We start from the raw sequence: 11,719 nt of genomic DNA, 5'->3' as shown, positions 1-11,719 counted from the left end.
TATCGAGGGAGTTAAACGTTTACCTACGGCAATGCCAGCCAGCTGTCAACACGATCGACCGGCCGGAGCCCCTGCTCGCCACCTGTGCCGGTCGACTTTGCCGACGTAAGAGGCTACGGGATCAGGACGACGGTGCTTGGCAAGCAATGCGAGGACATGTGGCGGCGACCATCAAGGATATTGCGAGAGGTGCCGGCGTATCCATCGCCACCGTCTCCAAGGTCCTCAACCGCAAGGACGCCTTCATCAGCGAGGAAACGCGCAGCCGCATCTGGTCGCTGGCGCGGGAGCTCAACTACACGCCCAACTCCATCGCCCGCTCGCTGGTCACCCGTCGCTCGCAGGTCCTCGGCATCATCGTTCCGGATATTCTCAACCCCTATTTCACCGAGCTGGTTCGCGCCTGCGACGACGCTGCCCGGCAGCGCGGCTATACAACGATCCTGTGCAACTCGGATGGCATTCCGGATAAGGAGGAGGCGCATCTCGCCTTCCTCGCCGGCCATGGCGTGGACGGCATCGTGCTGGCGGCGAGCGGCGTGATCCCGAATGCCGGCCTGCTGCGGGGCCTGAACATCCCGTTCGTGTCGATGGACCGCGAGGTCCCGGAGCTCGATTGCCTGGCGGCGACCGTCGATACCGACTATCGCAACGGCGCCTTCCAGTCGGCCGGCTACCTGATCGCTAAGGGCCACACCCGCATCGCCTTCCTGAGCGGTTCGGCGGAAAGCTCGAACACCAGGATCAGGCTCGCCGGCTTCGAGGAAGCGCACCGCCAGGCTGGCATCGCCGTCGATCGAAACCTCGTCCGCTGCGGCGAGTTCCAGCACAGTTTCGGGCGCCAGGCGACGCGGGAGCTGCTTGAAAGCACGCGGTTTTCGGCCATCTGCTGCATGAGCGACATGCTGGCCATCGGCGCCACGGTTGCGCTCCGCGAAAAGGGGCTTGTTGTCCCCGACGACTGCGCCGTCATGGGCTTCGACAACATCTATCTGGCGCCGCTGCTGGAACGCCCGCTGTCGACGATCGACCGCCGCATCTTCGAAGCAGGCACCATCGCCATCGACGCGCTGGTCGACTTCCTCGATGGCCCCGACCGCCGCCGCGCGGCGATCGTGATGGAGCCGAGCGTGGTCGTGCGCAAGACGGCGTAATTGGCGCAGTGGGACGACGCCCGGACAGCTACCTGGCCGGCCGCCCCCCTCGCTTCGCATCGCAATGGGTCGCCACCAGGCCGAGGACGATCGGCAGGTCGTAATGGCTGCGTTCCTTGGTGCAAAAGCGGAACATGGTTAAGACAAAATGAAAACGGCTATCGCCGCGTGCTCTCGACCCGTTGAAAAGGTGAGCAGTCCCTCCGGCAATCCGAGGCTAAGGCATCGACCGTACCTGAAAGCGATCGATCGATTGCGATGTGGGGTGGAAGCCACTCCATGACAGGAAATCGGAAAGGCCAAGGCATGGCGATCCGGCGCAAAGAGCCGCTTTCCAGAAAAATCTCATTTACAAGGTCTATGAACCGCCCGCGGTCTCGTTCAACTCGTTTCAAAGTTTGCGAACGAATATAAGCCCGGGGGATTCGTCGCTCCTTCAGCGCTAAGACAGCCTCCGCGATGGATCGAGGATCGGGTGGAACTGTAAGCGAATAATCGTCATCCAGATAAAGGTCTCGGCCACCATGGTTCGGGGTCGTGACAACAGGTAGCCCCGCGAGAAGATATTCTGTGCTGGCGAACATTGGTCCCTCCATTTCAGAGAGACAAATTCCCACGGCTGCACGATTTAGATGCATGTTCACGTGAGCCGGCGCCAATCGGACAGGCTTGCCGGTGCTGTCAAACTCATTGATAAACACGTGACCCGGCGCGAACTCCTTGTGCCGATTTATTCGCGCCCTTTCCGACTCCGTCGTAGATGACCCGACTAAATCACGATAAAAGACAAATGCGCAACGCTCGATGCCAAGAGACAAGTCGTGGCGTTTCCACGAAGCCAGTTGCGCATTGTAGATTGCATCAAATTCCACAGGGACGTTCTTGAGGGGCCTGAATATGTATTCGGAGGTTGTTGAAGTCTTGTTGTGCAGGACAGCCGCCTCACCGGACTGGTTCAAGAGGTCAGCCTCGGCTTGTGTGTTGCATAGGAAGATCAGCGAGTGACGGGGGTTCCTAAGTCTATGCAGAACGGCATAGGTCCGGATCGTTTTGACGCTGGAATTGTTTTCGATGGACCAGGTTGGCGAGATGAGAAACCAGGCACGGTGGCTGCGTGGAAGGAGAGGCATGTGACTTGCCAATCCGAGGGGCGTGCCGGACATTCCCGAATAGGATATGAACGGATCGTCCGACAGCAAACTTGCCTGAAGAGCAGGTTGCGACTTCGCGGAAGGGTACCCTTTCCGGAGATAGCGGCGATGACGCAGCATTGCTCCGACAATCTCGAATACGGTAGGAGGGCGATACCCGTGCTGTAGAGTCAACATGCGGCAATTACGCGGCCGACTTCAGCCGCTTCTCCTCCACGCAATCCCAGAACAGGGCAGCTATATCGGCGCCGCCGAAACGCTGCACCTCGCGCACGCCGGTCGGCGAGGTCACGTTGATCTCGGTCATGTAGTCGCCGATCACGTCGATGCCGACCAGGATGAAGCCGCGTTCCCTGAGCGCCGGCCCGATGCGGGCGCAGATCTCGCGCTCGCGTTCCGTCAGCTCGGTTTTTTCGGCGCGGCCGCCGACATGCATGTTGGAGCGGGAATCGTGATCGGCCGGCACGCGGTTGATCGCGCCCACCGGCTCGCCGTCGATCAGGATGATGCGCTTGTCGCCCTTGAGTTCCGAGAACTCGGTGACGAAGATCTTTTTCCGGGCGACCGTGCGAATCCGCGCCACCATCTTTTCTCAAGCCCCCGGATACCGGCTCGCTCGCGGCCCTGCGTCAGGTTGCGAGCGAGATCAAGCCAGACAACCACAGATTTTTGCTTTGGGCAAGAACATTACGGGAACATATCGACGCTGAGGTTATGCCAGCCACGCACGATCCTAACGGTGTCCAAGCTGGGGCGGGAGGCACGCGAAAGTCGCGGCATCAACGGCCTCGCCAAAGAAAAACCCTTGTCCGAAGCGGCAATTCATATCCCGTAGACGTGCGCAGTCATCGCCCGTTTGTATCCCCTCCGCTACGACACGAAATCCGAGTTCGTTAGAGATCCTGATGATCGATTCGACGATGATCTGCTTGGAGCGGCTCTCTCCAAGCCCCGTGATAAAGGTGCGATCGATTTTGATCTCCGTAATTGGAAGCTCTTCCAGGTAGCGCAGGTTCGCGTAGCCCGTCCCGAAGTCATCGATCGAGAGCCCGACCCCAAGTTGACGAAGGTCTCTCATTATCGACAGCATTTCAGCGGAGCTTTCGACCATCAAGCCCTCGGTAAGCTCAAGCGTGATCCAGGCGGGATTGACCTCGCGTTCCGACAGAACCTCGGAAACGAATTGCGGCATATCGCGAAGCTTGAATTCGATCGCCGAGACGTTCATCGAGAACTTGAGCGCAGTCGACCGGCCGTCGTTTGTCCGCTGCGCATAGTCCACGACTGCCCGCAAACCGCGGAACCCGATGTCAAGTATGAGGCCCGTGTCTTCGGCGTGCTCGATGAATCTACCGGGCTGCTGAGTTCCGAACAGGCCGTGATGCCATCGCAACAAAGCCTCACCGCCGACCAGAGTTCCCGTGTCCAGCTCGACCTGCGGCTGATAATAAAAACCGAATTCGTCATTGGCCAATGCCTGCTGCATTTCGCGGGTCAGGCGCAGCCGATTGCGGGCCTGCCGCTCATCCTCGGGTTTGAATTCGCGAACCTCCAGGAAAGCCGATGATTTTGATCTGCGCAAGGCAACGCCGGCTTGGCGGGCCAGAGTCATCGCATCGGCCTTCGGGTGTCCGACGACATAACCCATGGCGAACCGCATGTTGATGGTGGCGCCGGCAACGACGAAGCTTTGCGAAAGGACCGACCGGATCGTCGCATTGGTGATCTCAGCACTTTGGCCGGGCGTCAGCGGATGCGCGACGCCAAATTCGTCTGAGCCGGTCCGCGAGACGACGGCGATGCTCGCTCGGGCGAGCCGCTGCGCAATCTGTTTCAGGACCTGATCGCCGACGTCGTAGCCGTAGCCTTCGTTGATGTCATGGAACCCTGCCATGTCGATCTTGGCGATCAGGATCTGTTCCTGCCGGCCAACCAGGAGATTTCCAATTTCCTCGATAAAGGCATACCGATTGAGGGCCCCGGTCAGAAGGTCTGAGCGCGCACTATGCTCGATCTGCTCAGCGGCGTTCTTCCCTGCGGTCACATTGCGGATCAATCCGATGTAGTGCGTTGCCTCCTGCCCATCCGCACTGACCGGCACGAGCCGAAGATCATTCCAGAACAGACTGCCGTCTTTGCGATAGTTCCTCAAAGTGACGGATATGCTCGTCCGCCTCGCAATTGCCTCGCTAACCGCATGTATTTCAGGCTGGAGCCGGTCGCTACCTTGCAGAAAGCGGCAGTTTTTCCCGACAAGCTCGTTGCTGACGTAGCCTGTAATCTCCTGGAAGGCCCGGTTGACGTACACCAGCGCGCAATCCTTGTCGCGGAGATCACTGATGGCCACGCCGTCTCGTGAGAGATCAGGCAGCCTATTCGTGATTGTTTCCGGTAAGTGGTCGCGAAGCCAGTCCGAGCGTTCATTCCCTGTCGAGGTAACCAGCGCGCCGAAACCGGCCTTGAATTTTGGTGGCATGGCTCGCCTGCAAGACATGTGGGTTCAGCCAGAAAGTATCAGCCGCCGTCACACTTTCTACTGGGAGGAATAACAGGGCAGATGTTCACGTCCAGAGTAGCGGCGCCAGCCTGGTGCGCCACGTGGTGAGGCGAGAGCGCGAAAAATGAGTACTCCGCTTGCAGACTGGCGGAACTTCCGAAGTCCGTCCTTGCTGTGTTCGTTCGCGCTAATCGCTCAGGACGATGCGAAGCAAGTCGACGGTGCTCCTCGCCCCGGTCTTCTTGATTAGGTTCTCGCGGTGAAACTCGACGGTTCGGGGGGCGATGTTCAAGATGCGGGCGATCTCCTTGCTTGAGTGCCCTTTGACGATCTGGGCCAGCACCGTGCGCTCTCTTGACGTCAGCGCATCATGTCCCGGAAATGAATTCGGCAGAATGTCCGGCGCGCCGTTGGGCTTCTTCCCGCCCTGCTGTTTTGGTTGCCTGAGCTCAGGGGACTCAAGAAACTCCCAATCATTGTTTTGCCTGATAATCGTGCCCTGATGGGCGCGCGCCACCTCGAGAAGGTCCACGATCCCGCTTTTCGCCATGGAATAAGTGCACAAGACGAGCATTTTCTGGCCCGCGACGGACCGGTCCAGGTCGCGCTCATATTCGCAGAACTTCTCCCAATGGTCGGTGCCGAGCCAGAATGCGTTCCCGCTGATCCGTATTCCGTCATAGCCTTTCGTCAGTGCGTTCCCAAGCTTTTCGTTCCAGCTTCGGATAATCCGTTTCAGGTCAAATTCACCGCCGGGCAGGTACCACTCGGCAGCACACACCATTTCGATCTGGCCGGCAGATAGGCGCGCGTCGATATCGGGAATGGAACCTCGCAGCGCGATTCTGGCTTCTTCCTCTGTGATCGGCTCGGAGATCGCCCATAGGCAAAACTCGTTGTTCTCCAACCCGGCCTGAAAGTATGCGACGTTGGCATCTAGCAAATCTTGTGCGGCTTCGTAGAAAACGCACATATGCATGCCCCAAGAAATCTCGCCGAAAACGCCTATCCCTGACTTGCGCTGTGGGCCGGTCCCATCGCCGTCATGCCATTCTGAGGAGTGCCTGGAGGTCATCGGAAAATCACCTGCAGCGCAGGCGTTGCATCTCCTTAATCGCAACATAGGGTCGCATATGGACCGGAAAGCGACGAGGCGCTCGCCGCGACATGAAAACTCAAGATGGGCGTCCCTTGCCTATCACTCAAATAGATTATACTGATGTCATTAAGCGATTTGATAGCTTAATTAAAGGACGTTTCCTTGGAAATTCGACAGCTGCAGCATTTCGTAGCCGTGGCGGAGGAAAAGCACTTCACCCGTGCCGCGCAGCGCGTGAACATCGTGCAGTCGGCGCTTTCAAATTCGATCCGGTTGCTCGAGGAAGAACTCGACGCCAAATTGTTTATCCGGAGCACGCGTCAAGTAAGGCTGACTGACGCTGGACGAATCTTGCTCGACAAGGCGAGGAGTGCGCTGGATTCCATCCGGGATGCGCGCGAGTCGGTTGCAGCTGTCCGCAATCTGGAACGAGGAACATTGAGCATCGGTACGGTCCAAAGTCTGCCGGCGTTTCTTGATCTGCCCTCGCTCATCGAAAAATTCCACGCCTTGCATCCCGGCGTTGAGGTCAAACTCCGCCAAGGCAGCTCTTCGGAACTCATCGAAAGAATGAGAAACGGTCGTCTCGATCTGGCGTTTTTCCCCCTCAGCGAGTCACCAGCCGATATCAAGACCGATATGATTGCCTGCGAGCCTCTCGTCCTGGCATGTGCTCCAGGGCATCCCCTCGCGGGGGCGCAAGGCGTCTCTTTTGCCGCTCTGAAAGATGAGCCCTTTGTCGATTTCGAACCGACCTGGGGGACGCGATGGCTGGTTGACCAAGGATTTCTCGGCGCCGGCATTGGCCGACACATTGCCTTCGAGGTCAGCGATCTCGAAACTCTCTTCGAGTTGGTGAGGCGAGGCATGGGCGTGGCTCTTTTGCCCGAAGCAATCGCGGAAGCTCGTCTCCCCTCGCTCGGAATTGCTCAACTCGCCGGGCCGGAGATTTGCTGGGAACTCGTGGTGGCCTACCAGACAGTAGAAGGCGACGATGAGGGACCGCCAGATCATGCTGCGCGAGCCTTTTTGAATCTATTGGATATGCCATAGGGTCAGTCGAATGCCACTGCCCGAACTGACCCATAGCGCAGGCCGAAGCTACCCCCGCTTCTCCTCCACGCAATCCCAGAACAGGGCAGCTATATCGGCGCCGCCGAAACGCTGCACCTCGCGCACGCCGGTCGGCGAGGTCACGTTGATCTCGGTCATGTAGTCGCCGATCACGTCGATGCCGACCAGGATGAAGCCGCGTTCCCTGAGCGCCGGTCCGATGCGGGCGCAGATCTCGCGCTCGCGTTCCGTCAGCTCGGTTTTTTCGGCGCGGCCGCCGACATGCATGTTGGAGCGGGAATCGTGATCGGCCGGCACGCGGTTGATGGCGCCCACCGGCTCGCCGTCGATCAGGATGATGCGCTTGTCGCCCTTGCGCACGTCCTTGAGATAGCGCTGCACGATATAGGGCTCGCGGAACAGCTGGCCGAACATCTCGAGCAGCGAGGCGAGATTGCGGTCGGCTTCTAGCAGATGGAAGATGCCGGCGCCGCCATTGCCGTAGAGCGGCTTGACGATGATGTCGCCGAATTGCTTGCGGAAGGCGGCCACCTCCTGAGGGTCCTTGGTGATCAGCGTCTCCGGCATCAGGTCCGGGAATTCGGTGACGAAGATCTTTTCCGGGCTGTTGCGCACCCAGGCCGGGTCGTTGATCACCAGCGTCTTCGGATGGATGCGCTCCAGTATATGCGTGGTGGTGATGTAGTTCATGTCGAAGGGCGGATCCTGCCTCAGCAGCACCACGTCCATCTCGGAGAGGTCGGTGCGCACCTTCTCGCCGAGCGCGTAGTGGTTGCCCTTCTCGTCGCGCACCTGCATCTCCTCGATGCGCGCGAACACCTTGCCGCCCAGCATCGACAGCCGGTCCGGCGTGTAGTGAAAAAGCTTGTGGCCGCGCCGCTGCGCCTCCAGCGACAGCGCGAAGCTGGTGTCGCCGGCGATCGACACGGTGGAGACATGGTCCATCTGGACGGCGATCTTCAGCGGCATTTGCGGTCTCCGGGGAACTCAGACGCCCGATATAAGGAAATCGGCGGCGCCTGCCAATCGTGCTCGCTTGGTGCAGAAGCTCAGAGACCCGTTTCGAAATTCGCTCTGGCGAGTCATATGGTGGTTGTTTCGAGAACCGGAGCGGAGCGGACGTTTGGGTCCGTGAGCACCGGAAGCGCAGAAACCGCCATCAGATGGCCGCCAGAGTAGAATTTCCAAACGGTCTCAGCGGTCGAAGACCAGCCTGGAATAGCCCAGGAAGGACAGCGTCATCGCGACGACCGAGGCGACGCCAAGGGCCGCCAGCGGCGTCAGCGCAGGCAGCGCGAAGAGCAGCGCGCAATAAACCAGGTAGTTGACGATGCCGGTGGCGATGCCGACGCCGCCATAGCGCGCGCCTTCCTGCGCCAAGCCTCGGCTCGACGGCGAGAAGGTCAAATGGCGGTTGATCTGCCAGGTGACGCAGAGCGCGAAGCCGATCGACAGCACGCGCGCCGCTATCGGGCCGAGCGGCGTGGTGGCAAGCAGCAGCCAGAGCGCCGCCGCGTCGGCGACGAAACCGATGCCGCCGGTAAGGATGAAGCGGACGAGGCGGCCCACTATGCCGCCCGCGAGGCCTTGCCCGGCTCGCTTTTCGATGAGGCCTGCCCGGATATCCCGCGCTCGGCCCGGCCGGAGGAAATCGACAGGTAGAAGATGCGCTTCTGCTCGGCCCGGCCGCGCGACACCGAATCGAGGATCAGCCCGGTCATCATCGAAAGCATGGCCAGAAGCAGCATGCCGATCGACAGCACCCAGGTCGGCATTCGCGGCACCAGTCCTGTCTCGGCGAATTCGACCAGCACGGGTATCATCAGGCCGACGCTCGCCGCCAGGAAGAACAGCGCGAACGTGCCGAAGAAGCGCAGCGGCTGCGTCTCCTTCACCAGCATGGCGAACATCCACAGGATCCTGGCGCCGTCGCGGAAAGTCGACAGTTTCGACGACGAGCCCTCCGGGCGGCGGCCGTAATCGAGCGCCATCTCGCTCACCGGCAGCTTGAGCTGCGAGGCATGCACCGACATCTCGGTCTCGATCTCGAAGCCGCCGGACACGGCCGGGAAACTCTTGACGAAGCGGCGCGAAAACACCCGGTAGCCGGAGAAGATGTCGGTGAAGTCGGTCCCGAACAGGCCCTTGTAAAGGCGGTTGAAGACGCGGTTGCCGAAGGCGTGGCCGTTGCGGCCGGCATCGTCGGTGACGCCGCGCCTGGTGCCCACCACCATGTCGGAGCGCTCCGTCTGCAGCACATTGATCAGCTGCGGCGCATCTTCCGGCGCGTAGGTGCCGTCGCCGTCGGCCATCACATAGATGTCCGCGTCGATGTCGGCGAACATGCGCCGCACCACATTGCCCTTGCCCTGGCGCGGTTCGCGCACGACGGTGGCGCCGGCCGCGCGAGCTTTCAGCGCCGTGAGGTCCTTGGAATTGTTGTCGTAGACATAGATCGCGGCCGAAGGCAGCGTCTCGCGGAAGCGCAGCACGACCTCGCCGATCGTCAGCTCCTCATTGTAGCAAGGCAGGAGCACGGCAATAACCGGCTCGTGGCGGACTGCATGCGGCATGTCTGTCTCCGGACGCTCGACCAGCCTCCAGCCGTCCCTGTGCCGGCCCCTCGAGCCGTTTTACTATTTATTGAAGCCGTTAAGGCTAGGTTTAAAACCGATCCTCTCCCTGCAAAGGCCACTGCAATGGGCACAACCGAGACCGGCGCCGCCACCTGGAAGTCCGATCTGGTGCTGGCGCTGCTTGCGGCCCTGCTCGCCTTCGCCGTCGATGCGTGGGCCGGCTTTGGCCAACTGACCGATGCCGGCGGCGACAACGACAATCTGCTGCGCCTCGTCGAGGTCCGCGACCTGCTGGCCGGCCAGGGCTGGTTCGACCTGCACCAGTACCGGATGGGGCTGGAAGGCGGCTTCGTCATGCACTGGTCGAGGCTGGTCGACGCCCCGATCGCCGCCATCGCGCTTGCCGCCTCGGCGCTCACCGGCAGCAGGCCGCTTGGCGAGAACGTGGCGCAGGTGCTGTGGCCGGCGCTGCTGCTTTGGTCGACCTTGTTCTTCACCGCCCGCGCCGCGCGCAGCTTCGGCGGCGGCGCCGCGGTGCTGCCCGCCATCCTGATTGGCGCGGCCGGCTATTATTTCATCGGCATCTACGACCCCGGCGCGCTCGATCATCACAACGTCCAGCTGATGCTCACCATGGCGAGCCTCGCTTTGCTGCTCGAGGCGCCTTCCCGGCGCTGGGCCGCGCTGTTGTCCGGCCTCTGCGCCGCGCTGACGCTCGCCGTCGGCATGGAAACCGTGCCCTACGTCGCCACCATCGGCCTTTGCGTGTCGCTGTTGTTCGTCGCCGATCCGGGCGGCGAGCGGGCGATCGCCCGGGATTTCGGCCTCGGCTTCGCCGGCGTCGCGGCGCTTGTCTTCCTGGTCACCATCCGTCCGTCTGATTGGGGCGCGGCGCAGTGCGATGCCTTCTCGGTCGCGCAGTTCGCCGTCGCGGCCATTGCCGGCATCGGCCTGGCGGCAATCGCCGCTGTCGAGCCCGCCGCAGGCAGCTGGCGGCGCAGGTTGGCGTCGCTTGCCGCGCTGGGCGTCGTGCTCGGCGTGGTCGTGGCAGTGCTGTTTCCGCAATGCCTCTCGGCACCCTACGCCTCGCTCGACCCGCGCCTCAAGGAATTGTGGCTCGACCATATCGACGAGGCCCAGTCGCTGTTCACGCTGCTTGTCCGCGATCCGGCACGTGTCGCAGCGCGTTACGCCACGCCGCTGGTCGCGATCGTCCTGATGGCGCTGCGTTTGCGCCGCGGCGGCTGGCGGCGGCAGGACAGCCTCATCGCGGCACTGCTCGCCGTCGCTTTCGTGGTCGGCGCCTGGCAGGTGCGCGGCACCACCTTCTCGATCGCCTTCGCGGTCGTCCCGCTGTCGGCCTGGATCGCCAAATGGCGGGCGCGGGCCGAAACCAGTTCCTCATTTGGCGTGGCGCTGCGCCTTGCGGCCGTCTGGCTGGTCTCGATCAATCCGGTATGGACGGGCGTCGCCGCGGCCGCCTCGGTCGCGTTCGAAAAAGGCAAGGCCGTCGCCGACGGCAGCGCAACGGACAAGACCTGCGAGAAGAAGGCCACCTTCGCGCCGCTTGGCGCCATGGCCGATACCACCGTGCTCACGATTTCCAATCTTGGAGCGCCCGTCCTCGTCTATAGCGACCATCGCGTCTTCGCCGGTCCCTATCACCGCAATGTCGCCGGCAATCTCCTGGCGCTGGACGCCTTTCTCGGCTCGGCCGACAACGCGCGCGCAATCGTCGAGGCGCATCGTGTCGGCCTCGTCGGCGTCTGCCCCGGCAATGTCGAGACCCTGATCCTGACCCGGAAAGCCCCGCAGGGCTTCCTTGCCGGCCTGCTGCGCGGCTCCGTGCCGGACTGGCTCGAGCCGGTCAGCGGGAAAGGCAGCCCGATCGAGCTCTACCGCGTAAAGCAAGCCGGCTAAAGCAATGTCCCGAAAGGCGCGAAGCGGCCATCCGTTCGCCTCAAACGGGAGCATCCCGGAAAAGGTCGTTCGATATTTCTGTTAGAGGTTACTCATGAACGACTATTTGGGCTAGATTACCGTTTTTTTGCCCGAAGCTGAACAACCGCCGGCGAAGCAAGCAACTTTTGCACGACGGAAAATCGATTTTCCGATACTTTTCCTAAACGCTTTGCTGCCAGTGTGGCCGAAAATACCGACATCAGAAC

The 11,719-nt window shown here is 61.3% G+C and carries 10 protein-coding genes; 3 read left to right on the top strand and 7 right to left on the bottom strand.

What is annotated here, in order from left to right:
• The first annotated feature begins 158 nt into the window (after positions 1 to 158).
• Positions 159 to 1,154 (top strand): LacI family DNA-binding transcriptional regulator, encoded by a 996-nt coding sequence (locus FJ417_RS08380; RefSeq protein WP_181175535.1) that lies wholly within the window; start codon positions 159 to 161, stop codon positions 1,152 to 1,154.
• A 158-nt stretch (positions 1,155 to 1,312) separates the two neighbouring features.
• On the opposite strand, the gene FJ417_RS08375 is transcribed toward FJ417_RS08380, so the two are convergent.
• From FJ417_RS08375 to FJ417_RS08360, 4 genes are all read right to left on the bottom strand, one after another.
• On the bottom strand, positions 1,313 to 2,425 hold the full coding sequence (locus FJ417_RS08375) for a glycosyltransferase family 4 protein (protein ID WP_140783114.1): 1,113 nt from the start codon (positions 2,423 to 2,425) through the stop codon (positions 1,313 to 1,315).
• A gap of 64 nt (positions 2,426 to 2,489) precedes the next feature.
• A complete protein-coding gene (locus FJ417_RS08370; protein WP_281405917.1) occupies positions 2,490 to 2,891 on the bottom strand; it encodes a hypothetical protein in 402 nt (133 codons plus the stop codon).
• A gap of 147 nt (positions 2,892 to 3,038) precedes the next feature.
• Positions 3,039 to 4,781, bottom strand: a complete 1,743-nt coding sequence (locus FJ417_RS08365) for a GGDEF domain-containing phosphodiesterase (protein WP_181183180.1) — start codon at positions 4,779 to 4,781, stop codon at positions 3,039 to 3,041.
• Between the two features lie 208 nt (positions 4,782 to 4,989).
• On the bottom strand, positions 4,990 to 5,877 hold the full coding sequence (locus FJ417_RS08360) for an MEDS domain-containing protein (protein ID WP_181183179.1): 888 nt from the start codon (positions 5,875 to 5,877) through the stop codon (positions 4,990 to 4,992).
• 186 nt (positions 5,878 to 6,063) lie between these two features.
• On the opposite strand from FJ417_RS08360, the gene FJ417_RS08355 reads away from it, so the two are divergent.
• Positions 6,064 to 6,954, top strand: coding sequence for a LysR substrate-binding domain-containing protein (locus FJ417_RS08355; RefSeq protein WP_140783111.1), 891 nt, complete (start codon positions 6,064 to 6,066; stop codon positions 6,952 to 6,954).
• A 48-nt stretch (positions 6,955 to 7,002) separates the two neighbouring features.
• On the opposite strand, the gene gshB is transcribed toward FJ417_RS08355, so the two are convergent.
• From gshB to FJ417_RS08340, 3 genes are all read right to left on the bottom strand, one after another.
• Positions 7,003 to 7,944, bottom strand: a complete 942-nt coding sequence (gene gshB, locus FJ417_RS08350; protein ID WP_140783110.1) for a glutathione synthase — start codon at positions 7,942 to 7,944, stop codon at positions 7,003 to 7,005.
• 225 nt (positions 7,945 to 8,169) lie between these two features.
• Positions 8,170 to 8,544, bottom strand: a complete 375-nt coding sequence (locus tag FJ417_RS08345) for a GtrA family protein (protein ID WP_140642012.1) — start codon at positions 8,542 to 8,544, stop codon at positions 8,170 to 8,172.
• Positions 8,544 to 9,548, bottom strand: coding sequence for a glycosyltransferase (locus FJ417_RS08340; RefSeq protein ID WP_140642010.1), 1,005 nt, complete (start codon positions 9,546 to 9,548; stop codon positions 8,544 to 8,546). The genes FJ417_RS08345 and FJ417_RS08340 overlap by 1 nt, the downstream gene beginning before the upstream one ends.
• A 126-nt stretch (positions 9,549 to 9,674) precedes the next feature.
• Here FJ417_RS08340 and FJ417_RS08335 point away from each other — a divergent pair, with 126 nt between their 5' ends.
• Complete coding sequence (locus FJ417_RS08335; RefSeq protein WP_140783109.1) at positions 9,675 to 11,471, top strand: GtrA family protein; 1,797 nt, start codon at positions 9,675 to 9,677, stop codon at positions 11,469 to 11,471.
• The last annotated feature ends 248 nt before the right edge of the window (positions 11,472 to 11,719 follow it).

Origin of the sequence: Mesorhizobium sp. B3-1-7, from assembly GCF_006439385.1 — a bacterium.
Lineage (GTDB): Bacteria > Pseudomonadota > Alphaproteobacteria > Rhizobiales > Rhizobiaceae > Mesorhizobium.
The sequence above is the reverse complement of the archived record's forward strand: the minus strand, read 5'-3'. Positions and strand labels throughout refer to the sequence as shown.